This window comes from Methanocella conradii HZ254, assembly GCF_000251105.1.
Classification (GTDB): domain Archaea; phylum Halobacteriota; class Methanocellia; order Methanocellales; family Methanocellaceae; genus Methanocella; species Methanocella conradii.
Map to the genome: position 1 here is coordinate 408,877 of NC_017034.1, position 25,253 is coordinate 434,129.

Here is a 25,253-nt window from a genome sequence, read left to right on the forward strand (position 1 = left end):
TAACTTAACCCCATACTTGTCGATTATGAACCTTATTAGCATGCTAGATTTTTTCTGGCCAATCCCTTTAAACTTCAACAGCTTTTAAATGACAGAGGCAGCGTCATTATCGTTTTCCCACAAGTTTTCATATTTCCCTTATACTTTTTTACGATGAGCTTGCTGTCCTCTATCAGGTATCCTGACATGGATTTATAGAACCGATGTAGTGCCCTGCCATACTTTTTGCGCTCATGTAGCTGACGAGCTCCCTTTTCTTCATTTTGCTAATTTTGTACACATCTAAATGGCCCATCCTTTTTTGAGCTCGTATGGCGCCTCCATCGCCTGCTCCCATGGTATGCTCTGGTCAAGAACGGCTGCGAATAAAAGAGCGTTTGGATCTGAAGCTAATAGTTCCCGGGATTCCTCGCTTAGCTCGTACCAGTTTTTAAAATAGCATGGCTTTCTCTTTCTGCCAATGGCAGGATGAGGATACGCTTTGAGCATGGTGCGTATTAACAATTTAGGCCTTTTGTTACTATAAACGATAGATTATGGATACAAGGCTAATATATTAACAAATGTTAGATATTACTAAAAAATGAGCATGACCTAATAGAGAATAATTATCTAGCTAATACTTTAGCCATATTATTGATTGTATTATATTTTATTACATCAAAATAGATTCAGTATAAACAATTATATATGTTATATAACAATATACAATGCATTGTATTACAATTGATTGGTTAAAAATCGGTTCAACATGATTTGAGGAGGCCAATAATGCCAGAACAAACCATTACCTGTCCATATTGTAATAACAACTTTCCATTGGATAAGGCGCTTTCTCACCAGATACGCCAGCAACTTGACCAAGAGCTTCGTTTAGAGTACAATTCTAGGCTTGCCGATGAAAAGCAAAAGATCTTAGAACAAATATCCAAGGAAATACAAGAAAAAAATAATATGGAAATTAAAGCCCTTCGGGATGAACTGGAAGAGAAGAGTAGGATGCTCGATGAAGCCAGAAATAACGAGTTGGAGTTCAGGAAAAAGCAGCGTGAGGTAGAGGATAAAGAGAAGAACCTTGAGCTAGAGATAGCCCGCCGTATAGATGAAGAGCGTAAAAGGATAGTCGAGAAGTCCAGCAGAAAAATGCGGACCAGTACGAATTAAAGCTGGCGGAGCGCGAGAAGACTATATCTGATCTATCGAAACAGATTGAAGAGCTAAAAAGGAAGGCCGAGCAAGGCTCCCAGCAGCAGGGCGAAGTGCTTGAGCTTAAGCTGGAGGAAATCCTTCGCAGCGCCTTCCCATACGATATAATTGAGCCTGTGGGGAAGGGACGCAAGGGAGGGGATGTAATCCAGCACGTGCACAGCTTATCAGGGGAGGACTGCGGGGCTATCCTATGGGAGGCAAAACGGGCGAAGGCCTGGAGCGATGGATGGGTGAGCAAACTCAAGCAGGACCGGGCAGAGGCGGGCGCATGCATCGGGATTATCGTATCCACGGTATTACCCAATGGATATGAGAGGTTCTGTAGCTATGATGGCATCTGGGTGACAGATATTCACTCTGTCGTGGGCCTTGCCACTGCTCTCAGGGCGGGGCTTCTTGAAGTAGAAAACACTAAACGGGCGTCTGTTTGTAAGAACGAGAAGATGGAGATGCTATTCCAGTATCCCCAGGGGCCGCAGTTCCGGCAGCGTGTTGAGGCAGCAGTTGATGCTTATCTAGAAATGAAGCAAGAGCTGGAATCTGAAAAAGCCATGATGGCCCGGCGCTGGGCAAAGCGAGATAAGATGATAGAGCATGCCATCAATGGAATAGCAGGCATGTATGGTGAGATGCAAGGTATTATAGGCTTATCTATCCCCGAGCTTGAGAAAATTGAGGCTAAGGCGCTAGCACCAGCAACAGATGAAGACTCGAGCGAGTCAAAGGAGCATTGATTTTCGGGGGTATGATGGACACATCTGTGAAAGAATATAAATGGGTGGACATACAGGAAAAAAAGCGAGGGATGAGACCAGAGCAGTATCTGCCAGCCCTGCTAGTGGCAAGCTAAAAGTTGAGATAGCTTTGAAGAGAGAAGCCGCAAGGATTGTCAGGGAGTATGCTGATATAGAGCCTGAAGTGATTTGTAAAATATTGCTTATCGATGCTTTGAAGGAGAAGAAAAAGCTGGTTCTGAAGGGAAAAGAGGGTTTTTAAATTTTAACTTTTTTCCAAAATTTAAATATTAATTTAAGAATTTTAAAGACGATGCATGGCGAATGATATGAGATTGAATTAAAAATTATATCTTTATATAAATAAAATTCTAAAATTTGGAGTAACATCTCAATAGTAAATTATTTCAATTATCATAATTAATTTGTTTAATATGTATGCTTCAAATTATCTGACAGAAGGCGAAGTTTATACTCGCAATGATTTACGACGAATATTTAATATTAATGATGCAACAATTAATAATGGTGTTTTTAAGCCTAGAGGATATAAATCAATTTGGCTGTTTATTACTGAGAAAAAATCTATAGATAGAACCCAATATATTGATTATTTAGAATGCAATACCTTAAGATGGGATGGTCAAACCTCTGGCCGTACTGATAATTGGATTATTGATCATAAAAAGAACGATGACGAAATTTTAGTTTTTTATCGAAAAACTAAAAATCAATATAATAATTATGGGTTTAAGTACGAAGGCAAATTTGAATATGAAAGTTGCTCAAGCCAATATCCTCGCCATTTTATACTAAAAAAAATTGATGATTTAGCATATGTTGATGATGATTTAGAAGCTATAATCGCTGAAGAGACTTATACAGAAGGAGAGAGAACTACAGTATTAGCAAATAAATATGAGCGTAATTCTAAGCTTCGAAAAGAGGCAATAAGAATACATGGCACGACGTGTATGGTATGTGGCCTATCATTTGGAAAAGCTTACGGTAAACATGGGGAAGGATATATAGAAGTGCACCATATTAAGCCATTATCCACATATGATGCGCCAGTTGAGATAAATCCTAAAACTGATATGGTAGTTTTATGCTCAAATTGCCACAGAATGGTCCATAGATATAAAGAGCGTCCATTAAGCATAGATGAACTAAAGCATTTAATTAAAAAATAGAGCAATTAATATTGATATTATCAATTATATATAATTTATTAATTAATGCTTTGGTCATATATAAAAATATTATTAAATCTAAAATGCTTATTAAATTTATATATTATATTAATTTTCACTCCTATCTTGGATTTCTCTTAATAATTTATTAACAACCGTAGCCATTTCATTTAAAACCTCATGCTCCCAAATTCTAATAACCTTCCAGCCCATGTTTTTCAATTCTGTATTAATCCTTTGGTCCCTGAGCATATTTTTCTCAATCTTATCTTGCCAATATTGCCTTGGAGGTATCATTCCTTTATATTTCCAAAGATATCCATGCCAGAAATCTCCATCAATAAATATTGCTATTTTTTTAGATACAAAGGCTATATCAGGCTTTCCGGGTATATTATAATGGATACGATACCCTCTTATACCTAATTTCCATAGCTCTTTCCGTAAAATAATTTCTGCTTTTGTGTTTTTTGCCTTGATTTTTGACATAATTTTACTTCTTTCGGCTGGGGAAATCCTATCCATAATACCACATTATAGCTAAGTATGCCATTGATTTAGCCAATCGGAAAGCCATGCATGCTCAACTGCTATTGAGTTAGTCAAGTCTATCATATAATGTGTTCCAGACACCCCCTCAGGCTCTTCCGATTCGAACCTTGGCACATTTTCTGAGTTATACCACCTTAGAGAGCGCTCTGCATCGTTGATATTGAATTTTGGCCCTTCCTCGCTAGGGTTTTGCATGTTTGCATGCCTAATTGCATTTTCGATTTTAAAATAGTATTGTGTCCTCTTAAGCGCTTCTCTGCACTCTGATATTAAAGTACGGAGGCTTACGCCCGAATCATCTTCCTTAAGTAATATTGAGGCTATAAGGATGTCATCATTGCCTAGAGAATATACTTGGCTATGGGAGACTGAATGAATCCTATTTGGCTTAGTTGTAGTCTTAACTTCTATACGCTTGCCTTGCATTGAAAAATCGAAAAGCCGGTTAGATTCTATATGCCAAAAAGGAGCCCAAAAGGCATAGCCTTTGATAGACCTCATCATCAATAGTTCCCCCCAAAGCCCTTGTCGCCTACTTTTTATATTTTCATCAGGCTTAATAGCAAATAGCCTAGCTAGGGAATAAAAAAAAGATATTATTTCCTCTGTTCTTATCTCCACATTTTTGCTATGTATAATAAAGGCTTCAAGAAGAGTTAAGAATGTATCAATATCCTCTGGCATATCGCTTAGGCATAAAAGCGCATTATATTTTCCTTGCGCTCTTGTGCCATCTTGGAATAGTAGTAAATATTCCTTGTTTAAACAAAGGGATATGCGCTCTGTATGTAAACTAGGCCAAGTGTTGTTTTCATTGCTTTTTAAAAAAAGGCATGGCCTACCAGTCTCATCTGAAGCTAAAAAAACATCATTAGCCCCTGGGATAATAATGGCTTTATATTTACTATCTAATTTTGCATTTTTAACTTGATTATATAGGCTTATAATGCTCATTCCATGTTCACTCTAGTGTAGTATGGCAAGTTATATTCCTCTATATCAGGAATATGCAAAGCTAAAGAGCATGTTCTTAATTCGCCGCCATAGAGAATCTTGTGTACTTGCAATTGTGGCCGGCCATTCGTTATCTCCCTATCGCCGGGATAATAAAGCGGATCATTAGGCTCGCGATTTGTGCTATGTCCTTCCATTGGGTTTATCTTCCCATTTATAGGATCGGCATTTCCATTAATGCCCAATCTAGGGTTCCTTACCCTAAATCCATTATCTGGGCCGCTCATTAGTACTACATCAATATCCATTAGGCGCCCATTAGATAATAGCCTTAATAAATATTCGGATATCAGTTCAGTATCCCAATCTGCCCCTGGCGCAATATTCTTTACCAATTCATCGACTACATTCAAAATGGGGCACGCTCGAACAATCTGGTGAGTTACATTGCCTATCGTATATGGCTCTGGAGGATGGCTATGGAAAAATCTATCGATAGCTATAAGATTATTTTGGGCAGCATCAGGGTCTAAGATTGGCTGCATAATTGTCCAAGCATTTACATCAAGACGCCTATAGTTCGCTACATTAGGGCGAGTGGGCCTTAAGCTATCGCTGTATAGGCGCAGTAAAGGAGGCCATTGTGAGACTGGAAGGCCATAGTCTGAATATCGTCGTAATGAATCCCAGAAATCATCTTCATGATGAAGCAATTCTATATAATCTTCCCTCAATTGTCTAGTCATATAGACTCTACAAAGATCTAAATAGCTTCTTTTATAGCCAAACCATCTCGCCCTTTGCTCCATCGTATCCGCGTTAGTCTCGCCTTCTGCTCTTCTTGTTATGTAAGTAACAGATAAGTTTTTTATCGTAACACCTCTTCCCAGCATGTTACCGCCTATTACAATATTATTCTCAAGCTGAAATAGAGGCTCATCTTCTCTCCTTTCCAGGCTATTAAAGATCCAAATACATGTTGCGTTTAGTTCGAATTTGAGTTGTTCCCGTATCATATCCCATTCTGGTGGATTACTTACTGTTGTTGCTAAATCATTATATGCTGCCAAGAATCTTTGCATCAAGTCTTGCTTGCCAGGGTCATTATCCATAAGCCTAATCCTGCTAAGCCAATTCTCATGCAGTTGGTACAATGCATTATATAGTCTTGAATGGTCTTCCATACGATGGCTTGTGTGTATTAGCATAGAATGTTTATCATTCCTGCGACGACTATGCCTTATTGCTGCGCCTACTAAAAATAATGCAAGCGCTTCTTGAAGGCTTTCAGCAATCTCGCCCTCATCGATTATTTCTACATGCTCGTCTGGGATTATTCTTATGTATTGGCTAATATTATCTCCGAAAAAAACCGAGCCGCCACAATATCCTTCTCCTGGATGTACGAGAACACAAAATTCCGGATGAAGGGCATCTAACTGCTGAAGCAAGAGATTTGCCTGAGGTGTTGCTGTATATGCAACATATGCGCATTTAGGCACAGATCTACGGAGCTCTAGAATACTTCGGTATGTTGGTGATTGGCTTTCCTCTCTAAAAGCTGTATTGAGAGATGCTTCATCTCCCTCATCATCAATTATTAGTACAGGAGATTTATCTCTTAACTCAGGAGAAGATAAAAGCCTAGTAACAGGAGTTATTCGGCTCCTATTCTTCATGCAAACGATAAGCGCGCATCTTCCTGTATCTAAGGTTCTTGATATACTTGGAATATCTCTTGGTTTAGGGTTAGGGAAAATCAATATATTATTTACAACACTTGGGTCATTTATGCCTAAGTCTCTTTCAAGGCGCTCTTTTGTCTGCTTAAAGAGTGTCTTTTTTGTTCCGGCTAATACGACAATTATCCTATATTGGTTACTTGCAGCCAGCGCAATAAGGGTGGTAAATGAGAGCGTCTTTCCGCTTTGAACCTTACCTAGGGCAAGGCCTGTAACTGCTCTTGGCGGGCCTTGAGGATTAGGGAAATTTGACATTATCCTAACTGCAGTTTCGACTACCCTTTGGAAATCATCATCACTTACATCATTACCATATCGCATACGTAAGTTTCTTATCTCATTAGTCTCAACATTAATATTCCAATTGTCTTGTTGATTTATAGGCTCAATACCAATAGGGCCTACCATATTATTCCTCCTTTATTTCAGAGGCATAGCGTAATACCTTATTCATATTATCCCTGAAATCTGCTGGATCAATCAATCCTCTCTGGGATGTCATTCTCGCTAACTTTTCTGCTAGCGCCATTGAGATAACAAATTTTTGCAATAGCTCTAGCATTTCCCGGCTATCTAGGTATGGCGTAAAGAATGGGTGCGCTGAATTAAGGTAAATTTTCACAGAAGGCTCTTCAGAATAGTCTATGCTCATCCACTGAGCATCTGTCTTCTGGTCTTGCCAGTATAGCAAAAAGTGCCAATTTGTATCTTTTAGTGCCAATTTAAATGATAGAGGGCCTTTACTAATTGATCTAATATTTTCTATTATAGTCTTCTCTTCATTAGCTTTAATTTCTTTAGCATCGTTTTCTTTACTTTTTTGTGTTTCTTTTGCCTCTAATACACTAGAAATACATTCTGCCAGTTTTGTCTCCGAAAGCATTTTATTTGGGCCTTTTGAGGCTTCCAGCATTTGCTTTTCTGTAGGTGGCTCTTTTGCCCTATACTCTTCTGCCTTATCTATATATTCCTTGCAAATAGCTTTCAGCATATCAATAAAATCATCTTCAAGCCCACCAGACCAGTCGAACATATCTTTTGATTGTGTGACTGGCCAGTCATCCATATGTATCTCACCAATTAACCTTTGTGAGCAATATGAATTCCCTTGCCCAAAAATCTCTATTGGCTTATATCCATTATCTGGGCCGCCTAGTATTACCCTACCTCGCCTGAAAAGAACAAATCCAGCATCTCTCTGGCTACCTGGAATTCTAATGCCAATCCATCCATGGGCATTTAATGTTTTATTTCCTGGCTTCCAATATACATCTAGATTTATTTCCTTTTGCCATTTTTTCGAAGTGCCATCCTTAAATTTTTCTATAAAAATTGGCGGCTCACTGAATTTTAAAGGTATCCCGCCATACCAAATACTAATCTCTCCTGTACGGAGATCTTGCCTATACATACTTGCTAATTGATCTTTTATTCTTTGATGGGTCCGAGTACGAAGAGGTTTATATAAATCCCATATTTTTATTATTGTATAATGGTCAAGTGCTTCTGAGGGTTGTATTTTAATAGGTATAGATTCAATCTTTTTATCAATAAGGTCTTGAACATTTATGAAAACAGTATATTTTTCTGTAGAGCCTAGCCTTTTTGTCTCTATAGACCAATTTCTGCCAAACCAGCAAGCAGCAGTTTTTAGACCCATACCATACTCGCAGCGTCCACTAGTATTAGGTGGAGGCCTATTAAGCACAATTGCACGAGTTAGCTCTTCAATATTCATACCATTAGCGTTATCAATAATAATCAAACTATTATTATCGCTATCATATTGTATCTTGATATCAAGGCATTTTTCTCCAGTTTTCTTAAAGGCATCAAGTAACTCGCTTTTATGGTCATAATAGTTTTGTGTAGAGTTATCTACAAATTCTGCTATTGCATACCATGGCTGATAATTTAGCCTTCTATATGTTGCATAGACACTAACTGGCGGGCGTATATCAATCGTTATATTTTTATTTGGTAAGCTATTATCTGAATCTTTACTATACATAACTTCAGACATAATATCATCCCTCTCCTCAGTCATGCATAAGTAAAGATTCCGCTACATACCTTGCTACTTTTACATTTATAGCATTTCCTAATGCCTCATAAGCCATAGACTTCGGATGCGGAAGATACTTTAATTCATCCATACTTTGAAGACGCTTGCATTCATTTGGTGTCATATACCTGCACTCCCACCCAATAATTGGTACCTGAGTTGAGGTCATAGCTACTAGCGAAGGAGCTGTAGTTAGACGCTTTACTCGTACACCTGATGCTCTGAATTGGATTATATAATTTCTTATTTTACGCTCATCTCCCTGGCAATTCCACTCTAGCTTTTGGTAACTCGAAGGATATATACTAATCTCCTTTTTCCAATCGTCAAGCCAATCGATATTTTTTTCATAGAAATCCCTATTTTTCCTAATCATGCGGATTTTCCATTGAGGAAAATGCTTCTGCTTTCTTGTAGCATATGAGGGCAATTGTGACATAAGCTCATTCTTCGTGTCTCCTTCAAGCTTCCTGCCAAAAGAGCCTTTATAATTAAGTAAATCATCATATTGTAGCGCATAAGGCGTTGTATTTTCATAAGGATATGTTGCACCAAATTCCATTGACCATAAAGGATGAGGTATACTCTCATTTTTTGGAGCTTTATCTAGAAATTTTTGCCAAACCTCCAAGCAGCTTTTCATTCGGGGCAATATTTTTTGTGCTCCCTCTGGTTTCTTATCTAATATTGATAGAATTGACACGTCGTTTTTTTGATTAACTCTTGGCCATGAAAAGCCATCTAAAGAGTTTTTTTTCCCTACAATATATGTCCTTAGACGTATTTGAGGAATACCAAAATGATGCGGCGATATATCATTACAAGAAATATCATACCCCCTATCTCTTAGTAATCCCTCTATAATCCGCCAAGTTTGGCCGTTATTGTGCCTTCTTATGTTAGGAACATTCTCGAAAATAAGGTATTTTGGATCATGATAGTCGATTATTTTCAATATTTCGTAAAAAAGGGTTCCTCTTTCAGTATCATTTAAGCCTTTTTGGCTGCCAGCCTTAGAAAATGGCTGGCAAGGAAACCCAGCGCATATTATATCATGGGGTGGTATTTTTTCTATTGCTATATCTCTTATATCTCCCTCTGGCTTTATCCCAAAATTAGCTAAGTATATTTTTCTCAAATTTTCATTTATTTCTGAGGCAAAAACACACTCATGACCCAACTCGCGCAGTGCTAAATGAAAACCCCCAAGGCCGGCGAATAGGTCTATAAATTTCATAAAATCAGTTATACCTATCGATATATAAATAATTTATCTATATGCAAGCAATTTAGGTATAACGCATTATTTCTAGGTTTTATACATATATAATAATCATATTATTATGATAAGCAAAGCCTTTTTTATATGAAACCTTTGAACTATAGAATTCTATTTAAAAAGGAGCCGGAAGGAGGCTATACAGTCACCGTCCCTTCCTTGCCAGGCTGTATCACCTATGGCGAGACGATAGAGGAAGCTAAAAAGATGGCAAAAGAAGCCATAGAGCTATACATCGAGAGCTTGAAGGCTCATGGCGAAGAGATACCTACAGAAGAAGAGACTCTTGAGTATACGTTAACGATCACCGCCTATGCCTAAGCTTCCTACGCTTAAACCCCAGGATATCACTAAAATATTGGCTATTAGGCTGGCATAGGTAAAGAAGACTTATGAACGCTTCTTATGCCAGGGGCATTTCATCCCACGTCCTTCCTTCTAGTACTCTCCCGGCCTTCTTCCTCTGGACTCCGCCCCACTGCTTGAAGAAAAACGGTATATGCCTGGTATTGCACTGGTCGCGAATGTCTATTACCCATGATTGCTCTATCTTTCTCGCCCCTGGCCCGGATTCGCCCCCAACGATTACCCAATCAATGCTCTTGAGGTCCAGTTTCCCTACAGGTCCGAGCAATGGCTCAAACGATATAAACTTAATATAAGCCCTGGTCTTTCTAAGGTCATCAATCCTATACAGGTAATCCTCATTTTCAACGCTTACGCCCATCCAGATGTTCGGCGCCCATTTTAAAATAGGGTCCAATTCGACCAATCGGTCAGACCTCTTAGTTAGTATTTGGAAACTATGCCAAAGAGCGTTATTCATGACATCAAACACATTCTGTATGAATTCGATAGACACGTCTTTGTGGAATAGGTCGCTCATAGAATTGACAAATATATGTTGTGGCTTCTTCCAGGTTAATGGTAAGCCTAATAAGTTATTATGCAGCGTAACTTTAAAGCCGTTTGTATAGCTTGGGTTGCCCATCGCCTTTAGCCGGATGGCCATCCGCTCCGCATAGCAATTCTTACAGCCAGGGCTGACCTTCGTGCAACCAGTTACCGGATTCCAGGTGGCCTGGGTCCATTCGATTCCAGTATTTATGCCCATTTATTAGCTCCGCTTTTTAAATGTTACTTTTACATCGTCTCTAAATGATGGTTTGCCTTTATATGATTTTCTTTTAATTGCTGGTGGATCACATAAGATCTCGCCTTTCATCTCCATATCAATAAGTACATCTTTATAATTTTTCTTGATATAGCGTTTTCCGACTCTATGCAATTCATATATTTGTTGCATCGTTAATGTCTGCTCTGAGAACTCTTCCAATAACATTTCCTCAAGCTCTTCTAATGGTAGACTAAAATTAAATAATGTTGGATAATTCTTGTCGGCTGGGATGTATTCTAATGTAGGTACGCCTTGAACGGTAGCAGAACTTTCTTTTGCCATAATCTCCTTCATTATCTCATATCCTAGGAAATGTTTACTTACGAATATAAGATAATGGCTTGTCCTATCTCCCTTACTACTCCTAAATCTAAATGGTAGTACGAACTTTCCCCCCATTTCTTTTAAAGCATTTGATATCTCTTCAATAACAGTTAGTTCTCTTTCGTATGGATTCATTTTATCTAAACGTTGTTTGAGCGATTCAACGCGCTCATTACCAAAAAGAGCGCTCATATGTTCTTTAACTAATGGGTTGTTTAGTCCCATATTTATTCGATTAAAATTGAAAAATATAATACAGTCGCAGCCGAAATTTCTCAGAACCGAGTTGATCAATCTTAGGGAAAGCCCTTTATATCCCCAAGGGTCGACGAAGAAAAGAGTTGGCACTAATTTTATTTTTTCAAATATTTTAGCCAATTCCTCTCCCACGACAATCGTTTTAATATCAGGAGCATATTTCAATGTATTTATGCCTGGAATCTCTGCTATAGCTTTTTTTAATGATTCTGCATGCTCGGGATCGCCATCGTTAAAGATAGTGACGAGCATTTCTTGCATATCTTTATCCGCTATAGCTTTTTCTAATATTAAGATTGGTGTCGACTTAGATCCATCTTTATATCTTCCAGGTCCTGCGAATAAATCGATATATGCGATCTTTTTATCCTTATTCTTTACTTGTGAAATAAGGACCTTTGCCCATGCATAAAAATATTTGGATACTATTGTTGCCTTAACAATTGATTGTTCTTTACTTTCTTCGAAAAATTTATCAGTATTCATATGCCAGCCCTAATTATTGATTACAATTGTTTAAAATAGGTAAAGTAATATAACTTTTGATAGTAGGCGGTGAAAGTATTTTTAAAAACCATTTTTCACCGATGAAAATGCATCAGGTTGAATGTTTAGCTCAAGACTATATTTATCATACTTTTTAAATCAAAATGCAGGCGGACAGCTTCGTCTATATTCCTCAGGAGCTTTAGCCATGTTTTTGCTTGGGTGACAATCGCATAATCAGCTGCATCTGCTACAAAGTACCCATCGCATTCCTCGACGTTAAACTTTATACTTTTCATTTCAAGTACTGACTTTGGCTTTTTGAGTTTATAAGCTTGGCCGCTGGATAAAATACAGGATTGATTTGCTGTCCAGACGTTTAGTTGAACCACTTCTTTAGCGATCTAGTGCCATCCGTTATCGAGTTTTATTATAAGGGTTGACATCATAATTGTAAACCATTTGGCCTCATATTAGAAATGTACTTTTTCTTCATAAGGTAATATAGAAGCAAACCACATAGCTACACCGCCTTTGGTGCCTATAATGTTGATACTACTGGGTGGACCGTATATTTTTTTAGCTTCTCTAGCAACTCCAGCTAACTGTTCTTCAATTATTGTCCTATTTTCAGTGTCTTTAACCTCTGTACAAATTTGTACTTCTATAAATTTATAAGGAATAACATCGTTCGGTTCGGCAATACAAACTAAATACACATATCCAGTTTGTAAGTTAGGATATGATGACCAATTAATATGATTTATAGCAAAGTCATTAGGTGGAAATGTCAAAGAACTATTTGGATCGACCGATGCTAATGGGGTTGAACTTATGGTTGTATTTACTGTAATAGATGCATTATTTTCTAAATCGTTACTAAAAATATATACATTGTGATTTATTACAAATAAAAAACCTATGATTAGAATAACCAATCCTATAATTATTACTATTGGTTTCGACTTCATCATGACACCTAGTTTAATCTATGATTGTTGTTGTCTAAACACTACCTTTCCTTTGTTTCCTCCATTGTTCATTTCAAACTGGAGTCCTCCAGAGTAATGATTTACGTCATTGTAAATCTTGTAATGTCCGTTTGGTCCTCCGATATCCCAATCCCATCTAGGATCATTATTATCGCTTGCACCACGGCTAGATTTCTCAAAATGATTACCCAACGGGCCATCATAAAAGTATCTTACTGGCCCTGTATATTCAAATCCATCACTTAAAAACAATGTCATTTTTCCGTGTGCGTTGTATTGCGGCTCCGGCGTGGGCGTAGGCGAGGCTGGCGGCCTCTGCGTAGGGGCGGGCGTAGGAGTCGGCAACGCTTTAACATTAATAGTACAGCCGGCTACTTGTCCGAAGGCATAGTGGCCATCCCAAACCATCCGATACTGAGTGTAGTAGCTACCAGGCGAGGGGGCCTTAATAGTAAACTGGAAAGTATAATTACTACCACTCCTCACCACGCTGCCTGGTGCCATTAGTATGCGATCACTGCTCCCGTTAAACTTGTAAGCGGCGCCAGACGTGCCGTCCACCATCCACAGGTAAGCAGTGCCGTTCCCCTCGGCAAACCAGGCAGCACTCCCCATGTTCTGCATGACTATGCTAACGAGTCGAGTCTCACCCACCGTCATCTCTGCGGGCATGTCCATCGAGACTACCCGGGCATCATGATAAGACTCCAACACTTTCACCTTTTTAGAAAACTCTTCGCCAAACCACTCATAATCGGCACACCACATCCTGTAGCCCACCGTGTAGTCCCCAGCACCAGGAGCTACCACTGATAGGCTGAAAACGTGGCTAATGTTAGGCTCAACCTCGACGCTTCCCAGTCCTATTGGCGGCAAACTCATGGTTGAGCCGCTCGGAGAGAGCCTGTAGCCGCCGCTACTATTCCAGGATAGGTAGCCCGTATTACTATAGTTAATGTGAATATTATAAGGATCGCCGGCGGTCATGACCTCTGGGACGTCATCGCTCACGTAGGCGGCGTCGGGGTAGGGCCTCCATATAGTTTCAAACGTGCTCGAAGCGATAGGCGACTCCATGCCCGTGCTATCGTAGGCCACCGCCTCGACGTGATAGCTGCCCTCGGGGTACCGCTGGGCACTCCCCATCCAGTTATTATCACTCAGCGCCGCCCGGACCCACGGGCCCCCATTAAGCCGGTAGTACACCTGGCTGGCATGCCGGTTGGGGATGGTTTGCACGCTACCGGAAATACTCGTATAGCGGTCCGCGTAGAACCGGCTGCCGTCAGGTGGGTTGATAATTGTCACGAGGGGCGCATCCGAGGGGTAAGAAACCTCGTTATCGGCGCCCCACACTTTAAACTTGCCAAAATCCAGCAGGCTCAGGACAAGGTTATCCCCGACAAGGTTTTTTATTAAAAGGACGGCTATGATTAGTATTGCTAGCAGGACCAAAGTGTCCTGCAGCTCCGAAACGGCGTCGTCGGCGTGTTTCCTCCTAAAACCTGACATGACAAACCACTAAATTACAAATATATGAAAATAAGTAGCATTCATAAGATAAAAAACTTACGCCCACAAAAACAAACACGACAAAGACACTCTAGCTCTTAATTGACTCGCTCCATGTCGTACATCGACACAAAGCTAGAATAAGTGATAAGGCTTTTTAGGGTTTAGCGTCGCTAACCCGATGGTTCCATTTTTTATTAGATTGTCCGAAGACAATCAAGCTCGGGGGTCCGCCGAGGGGCGCGCCGCGCGGAGCGCTCTAGCTAAAAGCGTAGCGAAGCCCCACCCCTAAGCCTCTAGAAATAGAAGATGTGGTACCTAACCATCCATATTTGAATAATAAAGCCTCTAAAAACTAAAGATGACACATCCAACACAGTAAAAAACCACAACATATATATGGTTCCAGCGATACAAACAGACACGCAAAGGGACAATGGGGTAGCCTGGTCCATCCTCGAGCGTTTGGGACGCTTGGACTCCGGTTCAAATCCGGATTGTCCCATAATTTAAAAAAATCGTTTTTAACGGGCTCAATAAGCCTGGCTCACGCTCAATATCTTATTGCCACTCTCATCCATGATGACATCCCAGCACATGCCAGCCTGGCCCACCCGAACCTTCCAGGCATCAGCTCCCCTGTACTGAGTGCCCGTGATGTCGCCGATATCGCCCTCCTCGACCTCGTACAGGAGCGGGATGCCCATAAAGCCGCTGCTATACGGGAGACGCTGGCCAATCAAAGCCTTAGTTATGTTCTCCTCTGGCGGCGGACCGTACTGTTTTGCCTTGAAAAGGCCCCCGTCAAACAGGTTAGCGAACGGGCCGCTGGAGAAGAGGTCATCATTCAGGAGAGAGCTAGATGGCGAGCTAAAGGACGGCGTACTATAATACGAGCCATACGGGCTATTGCCATAATACCCGTAAGGGCTATAGCCGCTAAGGCCGCCGAACGGGCTGAACATCCCACCCAATCCGAACGGCCCGAGCGGGCCGTAAATGCTGCTCAAGCCACCATGGCCATACATGCCATACGGGCTATAGGGCGAAGACCAGGAGTACTGGTACGTCTGGGCACATGCAGGCGCCGCAAGCGCACCAAGCACGAACAGCGCTATGACTAACGGCGTTACCTTACCCACTAACACCTCTAAACACCTCAATGCTTATTATAAAATAGTAATAATATATACATTATGTCCTGAAGGAGCAGATTTTCGGCGATTTCCTTGACAAAATCTCAGCCCTAAGGCTGGACATGATAAAAAAGCCCAAATCCTATAAATAATAATGCGTAATCTAGTAGTGTATAGGAGTTCATAATCATGGCTGAAGCTACACAGTTCGTAAAGGAGATCAACGACGCTGGCTTCGATGAGGCGGTAAGGGGGAGCCACATCGTTCTCGTCGATTGCTGGGCGCCCTGGTGCGGGCCGTGCAGGATCCTTGCCCCGACCATCGAGGCGCTGGCAAAGGATTATGGGGATCGCGTGAAGTTCTACAAGCTCAACACGGACGAGAACCCGAAGGTTACGACGCAGTTCAGGATAAGGAGCATACCCACGCTATTCATATTCGTGGACGGCAAGCTCGCCGATACGATCATAGGCGCTGTGCCCCGCCAGTATATCGAGGGCAAGCTGAAGGCGCTGCTGCCTCAATAAGGCATTTCTATACTTTTACGCCGAGCTTTTCCTTAAGCTTGGCCCTTATATATTTTTCATAAAAGCTTTTCTTTTTAAGCGGCGAGCCCGCCGCCGTGCCCAGGGCCTCGAGCTCCGTCTTCTTCCCATTCCTAATAAACCAGCTGTTCTCGCCTTTCCAGTAGCCATCCTGCATGTACGGGAGCGACAGGTTGTTCCTCGCCCTCGCCAGGTCCAGGTCGCTCAGGGGCTCCTGCACCCCTTTCCACACGTCCTTGAGCCATGAGTCCACGTCGGACGACTCTATGCCCAAAAAGGCCGCCCCTGGCGCGTGAAGGCCTCTCAGGTGCGCCGAGGCGATGCTGCCGCTCAGCACTGATTTAGCTATCATGCCTGACCATGGCGACAGGTCGGTCAGAACTCCAATAGGTATGCCCTTACAGGATAAGAGGCTAATCAGCGCCCGGCATCCCCTGGCTGGCTGGCCTCCCAGGTGTATCAGCCCGATTTTCAGCCCATCTGCCACCTTCAGCTTTTTGAGGTCCATGAACACGCCCGTCTTCTCTATGGCGACGAGCGCCTTAACGCCATAAGATTTAACCTCCCATTGCCCGGCCAGGCCGGTGATGCTTTGCTCCCTCTCCTTACAGCTAAACTCCTTGCCCTCCTCGTCTATAAGGGAGATGTCGCCGTAAATAAGGCCCTTGGGGTCCGCCGTTATATTCAAATTCTCGCGCTGCATTCTGATAATACGCTCCAGCGTGCCTATCAGGCGGTCGCTCTCGCCCTGGCCATCCAGGTCCATCCACGGGTACTTCTGAAACTGGTTTTTAAGCATGTAATAGCAATCTCTCTTTGTGGACACCGAGTTGGCAGCTATCGTCTCTATGATGTGGTTTATTAAGAATTGAAGCTTCGCCATCGAAGCCGCCTGGTCTATGTTAGAGGTGGACATCGACACGGTGTCGCCCTTTACGCTGTACCCTTCCACGTCGTCGTACTCCACCGAGCTTCGGTTCACCCTGAGCGCCTTGAAGGTGTAGGGCAGTGCGTTCTCGACGCGGATCATGGAACCCAGGCAGAAGGCTGAGAGTATCATGATCGCCCTCTCCTGGTCGCGGGTGAGCCTCCTGTCCCTTAAAACGTCCCGCGCCATGCCCATTGCCGAGTGGCCCTCGCCCACGAGCCGGTCAAGAATTCTAATGAATTCCTGGCGGCTCGCCGACGCCGCTATCGAATAAAGGCCCTCGAAGTCGTCGGCCATGGCGGCGGCCTCTATCTCTGCATAAAGGCCATCTACGCCATGTTTTCCATGTTTCGCCATGTCCTATGCGGCCGTGGCCGCGTCCTCCACCTCCTCCACGCTTTTACTTGAGCGGCGAAGGCGCAAGACGTCCAGCCCAAACTTGGCCACGACCTCTTCTAGCAGGCCTTCGAAGCCGAATGCCTCTGCATAAGCCTCGTCCGCCACTTTCTTCCCTGCAAAGCGGTTGATCTCGCGCAGAAGCAGCGAATGGATTAGCGCCCTCTTCCTGCCCTTCATGAAGCTTTCCTCGGCCTTCCTGGCCTGGCGGATTCGCTTCGAGACCTTACGCCCACATTCCTGGATGGCCAGCTTTACCTCATCGTAGTACTCGTCTACAGGCTTGATTGCCTCCTTGCTCTCGCTCGTATATGGTATATTCACCCCTGCAATGTGGACGAAGAGGTGGGAGCGCGACTCCGGGGTGACCTCGTACCGGCCGAGGCCGGCGTCCCTCGCCGCCTTAATGATGACGTCGCTCGACTCTGAGAACAGCAATGGGACGCGGTTCACGAACCTGTGGATTGACACGCCCGTCACCGGGTCAGGGGAGCCGCCGATGTCTGCCTCGCATCCATAGGCTATTATGGCCTCGACGAGGAATGGCTGGCCCCTCATGGCGCAGGGCTTCCTGGTCACCGCCTCGATGAATTCGGGCCTGAGCCTGCCGATGACGCCCTTGACGAGGACTTCCTCTCCCACGGGGGAGAGACATTCAGGCGAAGGCGGGGGTACCTCCACGTTGCGCATGGCCTCCACAAGCTCCAACACCTCTTGCCGGCTTAAGCTGGATGGATGCTTATCTACGTCAAAATGGCAGCTCTGTATGACCTTTCTGGCGGTCTCGGGGCGCATACGGTCGAACTCGCCCTTCAGGAAATCATATAATCGCTTATGCCCGGTGCGGGCGGCCATTTTGCTCAACAGGTCATAGTCAATGCCCAGTGGGTGGGGCTTTGTCTCGACTGGCTTAGGGGGAAGGGCATCGGTCCGGCGCTCGACCTCCAGCCTATCCTTTTCGTCAACTCCGTCGTAGTGCAGCGCCAGGTGGGGGTTTATGGCCGCCGTAAGCTCGAGGTACTCCCTGATTCTCGCCGTGAACTGCGCCTCCAGGACCACTCTGGCCTCGACACCCCTCCAGCCCCCCGCCTTCTCTTTATATGTGCGATGGATGCGGGCGGCGTTCCTGTTGACGTCCATCGTGAGCTCGTATACGTGGGCCGTCCTGCCATCCGTCGATGACTTGACGATCGTGTGCTCCCCCGTCTTTATTTGTGAAATTAGTACCACGGCTGAGACGCCGATGCCCTGCTGGCCTCTAGACTGTTTACGAGCCCCGAACTTGCTGCCGTATAATAGCTTGCCGAAAACGGGCGGGACGTTCTTCGGCGGTATGCCCGGCCCGTTATCCCTGACGGTCAGGCGGTACCGCTTCAGCCGGCCCTTCTCATCGATTGCCTTCAAGTCCACCCATATCTCGGGCAGTATGCCAGCGGCCTCGCAGGCGTCCAGAGAATTCGTCACGAGCTCGTGGATGGACATGGGTATCATCTTTAGCGAGCTCTCGAACCCCACGAGATGTGGGTTTGCTGCGATGAACTCGCTGAAGGATATCTCCTTCATCTCGCTTGCCAGCTCTCTGGCCGTTTTTCTCATCATCAATCCTGGTGTTGTGAGCCAGATCCCTTTTAAGGGTTTAATATGTGCTGCTTGAAAGTATTCCATGGGGGAAGAGGTTAAAGGGAATGAGCGTTTTATAAAAAGTGGTATGAGAATAGCGGTGTTCACTGACACGTTCGTGCCCCAGGTGAATGGGGTGGTAAACGCCGTCCGACAGTTCGACAGGATGCTTTCTGCAGCGGGCCATACGGTTGAGGTCTTTACCGAGGGGAAGAAGCCGGGGGTATATGTGATTGATGGCGTCGATGTGCACCGCTATAGGGCTTTCACGTTCCTGCCCTACCCGGAGTTCGAATACGCCGTGGACATTATAGGGCCGGTGAGGGACGCTACCAGGTTCAAGCCGGACGTGGTTCACACCCATACCCCGTTCGTCATGGGGTACTGTGCGTGGCGCACGGCGAAGCGGCTGGGTGTGCCGCTGGTGGGCACTTTCCACACGCCAGTGGACGAGTACGTCGTGTACCTGTCAAAGCGCTTTAAGCTGAGCCGCCTTATCTTAAGGCGTATAGCGCGGGCTTACCAGAACTGGTTTTACGATAAGTGCGACGTCATAATCGTCCCCGCAAGGTCGGCCGCCGGGTACCTTGACGTGAAGGGCAAGCGTATAGAGGTGGTGTCCAACGGCCTGGACCTTTCCAGGTATGGGGTGGCTGGCAGGCAGGAGTTCAGGGAGAAGTTCGGGCTGGGCGACGCCCCGGTGATATTGCATGGCGGCCGGCTGAGCTTCGAGAAGCGCATAGACGGGGTGATAAAGGCCATGCCCCTGGTCTTAAAGGAGGCCCCTGACGCTAAGCTGCTCATCGTGGGCAAGGGCCCGGCCAGGAGTTCACTGGAGGCTTTAGTGGCTAAGCTGGGGCTTCAGGCATCGGTGGTTTTTGCAGGCTATGTGAGCGATGAGGACTTCCCCAGGGCTTTTGCAGCCGCGGACGTCCTCGCCCTCAACTCGCCCGTGGAGACGCAATCTCTAATCGTCCTGGAGGCGTTCGCCACCGGCCTGCCCGTTGTCGGCGCCAACGCGGGGGCCATACCTGACGCCGTGGTGCCCGGAGAGAACGGGTTCTTATTTGACACGGACGATAGCGAGGCGATAGCCCGACACCTTGTACGCATAATAAAAGACAAAACTCTTAGAGAAAAGCTCAGGGATGGCGCTCTCAGGACCGCCTCTCAGCACTCCCTGGAAAAAAGCGCCAGCAGGCTGCTCGAAATATACGATTCAATAAAAAATAGGGCAGGAGACATTTTCTTATGATGCAACCTGCTCTGCCAGCTTTTCCGTGCTATTCTCCTGGGCCTCGGCCTTTGCCGGCAGCGTGAAGTAGAATGTCGTCCCCACCCCGGGCGTCGACTCAACCCAGATCCGGCCGCCATGCCGCTCGACGATCTTCTTACAGATGGCCAGGCCTATGCCATTACCCTTATACTGCGACGCGCTATTCAGGCGCTGGAAGATTATGAAGAGCTTGTTAAAGTACTTCGGGTCTATCCCTATGCCATTGTCAGATACTGAGAAGACCCACTCGTCGCCCTTCTTCTCAGCGCCAATGTGCACCTCGGGCGGGACGCCCTCCTTCCTGAACTTGATGGCGTTGCCCACCAGGTTCTGGAATACGTGCATGATCTGGGTGAAGTCAGCCATTACGACGGGCATGGTAGCGTGGGTTACCTTCGCACCGCTCTCATCTATGGCCACGCTCAGGTTGGTGGTCACCTGGCTGATCACCTCCTCCAGGTTGGTCGGCTCCAGGGGCTTTTCCTTCGTGCCAACCCTCGAGAACTCGAGCAGGTCTACGATCATCTGCCTCATGCGGGCCGTGCCGTCGACCACGAACTTGATGTACTCGTCGGCGCTTGGATCGAGCTTACCCTTATAGCGCTTCGCGAGCAACTGCACGTACTGGTTTACCATGCGCAGCGGCTCCTGTAGGTCATGGGAGGCGATATAGGCGAACTGCTCAAGCTCCTCGTTAGAGCGCTTTAGCTCGAGGCGCTCCTTATCCAGGGCGCTTTCAATCTTCTTGCGCTCATTGATCTCTTCTTTCATAGCGGCATTCGCCTTCTCAAGCTCTGCAGTCCTTTCGGCGACCTTCATTTCCAGCTCGTCCTGGGCTTTGCGCATGGCGATTTCTGCGTTCTTACGCTCGGTTATGTCCTGGATGATGCCAAAAATCGACGCCGGCTTTCCTTCTGAATCTTTTTCGATCCTATCGGCCATGAAGTTAACGTACTTCACTACCCCATCCAGCGTGACTATGCGGTAGTCTATGTTAAAGAGCTTATTTTCTTTTATGGCCGATTCAATCGCCCCGAGGACCATGTCTTTGTCGTCCTTATGTGCATGGTAAACTATCCAGTGAACGTTTGGATGGAAGTCCCCTGGATCATAGCCGAAAATCCTGAAGACCTCGTCAGACCACTGTATCTTTTTGGTCTTTATATCCATCTCCCAGTTGCCGATGTGTGCGATGCTCTGTGCCATTGCGAGGAGGTCGCTGCCTTTCCTGATGGTCTCCTCAAAGTTCTTACGCTCGGTGATGTCCTGTAGGATGCCGAATAGCATCTTTGGATTGCCCACATCATCTCTCGTGCACCTGTCCGCCACCCAGTTCACGTATTTAATTGAGCCGTCTGGCCTTATGACGCGCATGTCTATGTAGAAGAGCTTGTTTTCGCAAAGCGCCATGTTTAACGATTTGCGGAATAGCTTCATATCCGCGGGGTGAACATGTGCGTTGAACCACTCCATGGTTGGCTGGAATTCCTGGGGGTTAAACCCGAAGATCCTGAAGATCTCGTCTGACCATGTGAAATTGTTTGTCTTTAGGTTTAGAGCCCAGTTGCCCACGTGTGCTATGCTTTGTGCCCTGTTGAGGATGCGCATGTTCTTGCGGGCTTCTTCCTCCGACTTCTTACGCTCAGTGATATCCTGCATGATACCATAGAGACGCTTCGGCTTACCCTCAGTATCCCTCACACACTTATCCGCAATATAATTAATGTACCTGATGGAACCATCCCGCCTCACGATCCTGACGTCAATGTTAAAGAACTTGTTCTCCTTAAACGCCGCTTCTATTGATTTTTGATACAATTCTTTGTCAGCCGGGTGGACATGCTCCATAATCCAGTCCATAGTGGGCTGAAACTCCTGAGGATTGTATCCAAAAATCCTGAAAAGTTCATCAGACCAGGTAAACCCATTCGTCCTAAGATCCCAGGCCCAATTACCCACATGAGCAATACTCTGCGCACGATTAAGAATACGCATCTCTTTTCGAACTTCTTCCTCCAACTTCTTACGCTCAGTGATATCCTGCATGATACCATAGAGACGCTTCGGCTTACCCTCAGTATCCCTCACACACTTATCCGCAATATAATTAACATATCGTATTGACCCATCTTGCCTAACGATCCTGACGTCAATGTTAAAGAACTTGTTCTCCTTAAACGCCGCTTCTATTGATTTTTGATACAATTCTTTGTCAGCCGGGTGTATGCGCTCCGTGATCCAGTCCATGGTTGGCTGGAACTCCTGAGGATTGTATCCAAAAATCCTGAAAAGTTCATCAGACCAGGTAAACCCATTCGTCCTAAGATCCCAGGCCCAATTACCCACGTGTGCTATGCTTTGTGCCCTGTTGAGGATGCGCATGTTCTTGCGGGCTTCTTCTTCGGACTTCTTGCGCTCAGTGATATCCTGCATGATGCCATAAAGACGCTTCGGCTTACCCTCAGTATCCCTCACACACTTATCCGCAATATAATTAATGTACCTGATGGAGCCATCCTGCCTCACAATCCTGACGTCGATGTTGAAGAACTTGTTTTCTTTGAACGCTGCTTCTATTGATTTTTGGTATAATTCTTTGTCTGCCGGGTGAATGCGCTCCGTGATCCAGTCCATGGTTGGCTGGAACTCCTGGGGGTTGTATCCGAAAATCCTGTAGAGTTCGTCTGACCATGTGAAACTATTCGTCCTGAGGTCCCAGGCCCAGTTGCCCACATGGGCAATACTCTGCGCACGATTAAGAATACGCATCTCTTTTCGAACTTCTTCCTCCAACTTCTTGCGCTCAGTGATATCCTGCATGATGCCGTAGAGACGCTTCGGCTTACCCTCAGTATCCCTCACGCATTTATCCGCAATATAATTAACATATCGTATTGACCCGTCTTGTCTGACGATTCTGACGTCGATGTTGAAGAACTTGTTTTCTTTGAACGCTGCTTCTATTGATTTTTGGTATAATTCTTTGTCCGCCGGGTGAATGCGCTCCGTGATCCAGTCCATGGTTGGCTGGAACTCCTGTGGGTTGTATCCGAAAATCCTGTAGAGTTCGTCTGACCATGTGAAACTATTCGTCCTGAGGTCCCAGGCCCAGTTGCCCACATGGGCAATACTCTGCGCACGATTAAGGATATACATGCTCTTACGAGCCTCCTCCTCCATGCGCTTAACCTCGGTAATATCAATTAGCGTGCCCACGGCGCCCGTTATTTTTCCATTTGCGTCCCTGATAGGCGATGCAACGAATTTCAACCACTTGCCAAGCTCAGGCAAAAACCTATCAGTCTCATAAGCGTTAGGCAAATACGACGATTTTTTATACTTATCATTCGATTTTATCTCGTCGACTGCGCCATCAACGATTATATCGGCAAGCGCCGCTATCTCAGACTTATTGAAAAGGCTCTTATGCACGCTTGTGCCGATAGCCTCTTTTGCTTTTATGCCAGTCAACAGCTCAAGAGGCTCATTCCAGCTGACCACCTTATGTTCGACATTAATGGCGAACATAGGAACTGGAGAGCTATTAAATACGCTATCAATAGCTACAGATAGCCCTCCATCCTTACATGCTTCTTTAGAATGAGCCGAATTCTCTACACCTCTATCTATCCTGTTTGAACCAGTTTTCAAGCAATATCACCCTTTTATTTTTTATATTCAGAAAGAATGTCATCGAGCACTTTCAGGTAATGTTCTTCATCGCTCTTTTCAGATGCTATGATACGTCCAGCCTGTTTAATGGCCTCGGCGATCTCGTCGTTTTTCAGGCCAATCGCCTTACACTTTGTATAAAAAACATTATATGGTATCTTGCCCGGGTATAGCTTACGAAGAGAAGTGAGAATTATATATGCTTTATTATTCATGTATTTAATTTCTTTAAAGCTGGCCAGCGATACCTGGTAATCCTCAAACACTTTTTTCGCATAAAGCTGCTCCTCTCCAGTAAACCCGGACTCCTTACACTTATCGCTAAACGCCGTTGCAGGTATATTCTCCCCATAAACGCCTGCCAGCTCATCAAGAATGCGCTTAATCTTGGCATTGATCGCCTTAACCCTTGCCTTATCCTTGACGACGCCCTTATCGGTGGATACTTTCTCATTGTGCTTTGTCAGCAGGTATCTGGTATAGATTTTTTCCAGTTCAGCGACATCGTCCTTTGTCAGGCCTGCCTGAACGCACTTATTATGCAGGACCGCCACTGGTATGGTTTCAGGGTATTCTTTCTTGATGGCGTATAGCAGCTTTAAAAGCTTGTTTTCAATGCTCATCGCATCGGTCTTCGTCGCCAGGTCCCGGAGCGTCGTAACGCTAGGAATGGTAACCTGCCACACGTTCTCCGCATACCTGATGTCGTCCACGGTCAGGCACTCTTCGAGGCATTTCCCATAAAACTGGGACGTCGACATGCTTCTACTATAGAAGTCCTTCAGATAATTGTAGATTATAACGAGCAGAATATTCGCATACTCGTCGTCCTTGCTCATCTGGAACTGGAATAGTCCTTTGTTTTTCTGGACCGCGGCCTCAATCTCTTCCTTCGGTATCCCGCGCTCCATGCACTCCTGGTAGAACAGGTTATAAGGAATCTTCCCCGAATAAGTGCTTTTCATCTGCTTGATTAATTCGGACACAATGCCTGATCCAGGCGAGCTCTTCGCAATTGGGGCCTCTAATACCTCCATGAGGTTTACGCCGCCGACGTATGCCTGCTGCTTCATTATCATATCCAGGATGTTTTCCAGTATCATGTTGACATAGTCATCCCTGGACCGGCTTCCACGCCTGCTGTCAATCAGCCCTATGGCCTTCTCGCTTAACCCAACCGTTATCATAGCATTCACTATCTT

At 44.8% G+C, this 25,253-nt stretch carries 22 protein-coding genes and 1 tRNA gene; 8 read left to right on the forward strand and 15 right to left on the reverse strand.

All coding sequences use genetic code 11. The annotated features are described in order from the left end of the window. Positions 1-282: 282 nt before the first annotated feature. Complete coding sequence (locus MTC_RS02040) at positions 283-489, reverse strand: hypothetical protein (protein WP_048188862.1); 207 nt, start codon at positions 487-489, stop codon at positions 283-285. 282 nt (positions 490-771) lie between these two features. Here MTC_RS02040 and MTC_RS12550 point away from each other — a divergent pair, with 282 nt between their 5' ends. The 4 genes from MTC_RS12550 (at position 772) to MTC_RS12560 (ending at position 3,136) form a co-directional block, all read left to right on the forward strand. Beyond that, positions 772-1,164 (forward strand): hypothetical protein, encoded by a 393-nt coding sequence (locus MTC_RS12550; RefSeq protein WP_014405013.1) that lies wholly within the window; start codon positions 772-774, stop codon positions 1,162-1,164. Between the two features lie 44 nt (positions 1,165-1,208). Beyond that, complete coding sequence (locus MTC_RS12555) at positions 1,209-1,943, forward strand: DUF2130 domain-containing protein (protein ID WP_237706021.1); 735 nt, start codon at positions 1,209-1,211, stop codon at positions 1,941-1,943. A 40-nt stretch (positions 1,944-1,983) separates the two neighbouring features. Further along, a complete protein-coding gene (locus MTC_RS02050; protein WP_014405015.1) occupies positions 1,984-2,205 on the forward strand; it encodes a hypothetical protein in 222 nt (73 codons plus the stop codon). Positions 2,206-2,377: 172 nt separating this feature from the next. Further along, positions 2,378-3,136 (forward strand): HNH endonuclease, encoded by a 759-nt coding sequence (locus MTC_RS12560; RefSeq protein ID WP_014405016.1) that lies wholly within the window; start codon positions 2,378-2,380, stop codon positions 3,134-3,136. 108 nt (positions 3,137-3,244) lie between these two features. Here MTC_RS12560 and MTC_RS02060 read toward each other — a convergent pair whose 3' ends face one another. Genes MTC_RS02060 through dcm form a run of 5 tightly spaced genes read right to left on the reverse strand, consistent with a single transcriptional unit; the run spans position 3,245 to position 9,686 of the window. Beyond that, the gene (locus MTC_RS02060; RefSeq protein WP_014405017.1) at positions 3,245-3,661 is read right to left on the reverse strand and encodes a very short patch repair endonuclease; all 417 of its coding nucleotides are present in this window, start codon (positions 3,659-3,661) and stop codon (positions 3,245-3,247) included. 15 nt (positions 3,662-3,676) lie between these two features. Continuing rightward, on the reverse strand, positions 3,677-4,642 hold the full coding sequence (locus tag MTC_RS02065; RefSeq protein WP_014405018.1) for a PD-(D/E)XK motif protein: 966 nt from the start codon (positions 4,640-4,642) through the stop codon (positions 3,677-3,679). Beyond that, positions 4,639-6,792, reverse strand: a complete 2,154-nt coding sequence (locus MTC_RS02070; protein ID WP_014405019.1) for a Z1 domain-containing protein — start codon at positions 6,790-6,792, stop codon at positions 4,639-4,641. Before MTC_RS02070 ends, MTC_RS02065 begins: the two co-directional genes overlap by 4 nt. A 1-nt stretch (position 6,793) precedes the next feature. After that, on the reverse strand, positions 6,794-8,407 hold the full coding sequence (locus tag MTC_RS02075; protein ID WP_014405020.1) for an ATP-binding protein: 1,614 nt from the start codon (positions 8,405-8,407) through the stop codon (positions 6,794-6,796). A gap of 16 nt (positions 8,408-8,423) precedes the next feature. Continuing rightward, positions 8,424-9,686 (reverse strand): DNA (cytosine-5-)-methyltransferase, encoded by a 1,263-nt coding sequence (gene dcm, locus MTC_RS02080; protein WP_014405021.1) that lies wholly within the window; start codon positions 9,684-9,686, stop codon positions 8,424-8,426. Between the two features lie 129 nt (positions 9,687-9,815). Between dcm and MTC_RS02085 the strand changes: the two genes are divergently transcribed. After that, positions 9,816-10,049: a type II toxin-antitoxin system HicB family antitoxin gene (locus MTC_RS02085; protein WP_014405022.1), complete on the forward strand. Its 234-nt coding sequence runs from the start codon at positions 9,816-9,818 to the stop codon at positions 10,047-10,049. Positions 10,050-10,131: 82 nt separating this feature from the next. Here MTC_RS02085 and MTC_RS02090 read toward each other — a convergent pair whose 3' ends face one another. The 4 genes from MTC_RS02090 to MTC_RS02105 all read right to left on the reverse strand — a co-directional run bounded on the left by MTC_RS02090 (position 10,132) and on the right by MTC_RS02105 (position 14,477). Further along, positions 10,132-10,842 (reverse strand): DUF5131 family protein, encoded by a 711-nt coding sequence (locus tag MTC_RS02090; RefSeq protein WP_014405023.1) that lies wholly within the window; start codon positions 10,840-10,842, stop codon positions 10,132-10,134. Positions 10,843-10,845: 3 nt separating this feature from the next. Beyond that, positions 10,846-11,973, reverse strand: a complete 1,128-nt coding sequence (locus MTC_RS02095; RefSeq protein WP_014405024.1) for a three-Cys-motif partner protein TcmP — start codon at positions 11,971-11,973, stop codon at positions 10,846-10,848. A 473-nt stretch (positions 11,974-12,446) separates the two neighbouring features. Then, positions 12,447-12,947: a hypothetical protein gene (locus MTC_RS12760; protein WP_237705943.1), complete on the reverse strand. Its 501-nt coding sequence runs from the start codon at positions 12,945-12,947 to the stop codon at positions 12,447-12,449. Between the two features lie 15 nt (positions 12,948-12,962). Then, entirely contained in the window at positions 12,963-14,477 is a 1,515-nt protein-coding gene (locus MTC_RS02105) for a hypothetical protein (protein ID WP_014405027.1), read from the reverse strand. A 430-nt stretch (positions 14,478-14,907) separates the two neighbouring features. On the opposite strand from MTC_RS02105, the gene MTC_RS02110 reads away from it, so the two are divergent. Next, a tRNA-Pro gene (locus MTC_RS02110) sits at positions 14,908-14,982 on the forward strand. A 28-nt stretch (positions 14,983-15,010) separates the two neighbouring features. Here MTC_RS02110 and MTC_RS02115 read toward each other — a convergent pair. Further along, entirely contained in the window at positions 15,011-15,619 is a 609-nt protein-coding gene (locus tag MTC_RS02115; RefSeq protein WP_143767036.1) for a hypothetical protein, read from the reverse strand. Positions 15,620-15,802: 183 nt separating this feature from the next. On the opposite strand from MTC_RS02115, the gene trxA reads away from it, so the two are divergent. Then, on the forward strand, positions 15,803-16,141 hold the full coding sequence (gene trxA, locus MTC_RS02120; RefSeq protein ID WP_014405029.1) for a thioredoxin: 339 nt from the start codon (positions 15,803-15,805) through the stop codon (positions 16,139-16,141). A gap of 7 nt (positions 16,142-16,148) precedes the next feature. On the opposite strand, the gene MTC_RS02125 is transcribed toward trxA, so the two are convergent. Both MTC_RS02125 and MTC_RS02130 read right to left on the reverse strand, forming a co-directional pair. After that, positions 16,149-17,444 carry a DNA topoisomerase IV subunit A gene (locus MTC_RS02125; RefSeq protein WP_014405030.1) on the reverse strand — a complete coding sequence of 432 codons (1,296 nt, stop codon included), beginning with the start codon at positions 17,442-17,444 and terminating at the stop codon, positions 16,149-16,151. Between the two features lie 3 nt (positions 17,445-17,447). Continuing rightward, positions 17,448-19,082, reverse strand: a complete 1,635-nt coding sequence (locus MTC_RS02130) for a DNA topoisomerase VI subunit B (RefSeq protein WP_237705944.1) — start codon at positions 19,080-19,082, stop codon at positions 17,448-17,450. A 109-nt stretch (positions 19,083-19,191) separates the two neighbouring features. Between MTC_RS02130 and MTC_RS02135 the strand changes: the two genes are divergently transcribed. Beyond that, positions 19,192-20,358, forward strand: coding sequence for a glycosyltransferase (locus MTC_RS02135; RefSeq protein ID WP_048189497.1), 1,167 nt, complete (start codon positions 19,192-19,194; stop codon positions 20,356-20,358). On the opposite strand, the gene MTC_RS12565 is transcribed toward MTC_RS02135, so the two are convergent. Both MTC_RS12565 and MTC_RS02145 read right to left on the reverse strand, forming a co-directional pair. Then, positions 20,353-24,030: a PAS domain-containing protein gene (locus tag MTC_RS12565; protein ID WP_272941613.1), complete on the reverse strand. Its 3,678-nt coding sequence runs from the start codon at positions 24,028-24,030 to the stop codon at positions 20,353-20,355. The genes MTC_RS02135 and MTC_RS12565 overlap by 6 nt on opposite strands. A gap of 14 nt (positions 24,031-24,044) precedes the next feature. Further along, positions 24,045-25,238: a hypothetical protein gene (locus MTC_RS02145; RefSeq protein WP_014405034.1), complete on the reverse strand. Its 1,194-nt coding sequence runs from the start codon at positions 25,236-25,238 to the stop codon at positions 24,045-24,047. Positions 25,239-25,253: the final 15 nt, after the last annotated feature.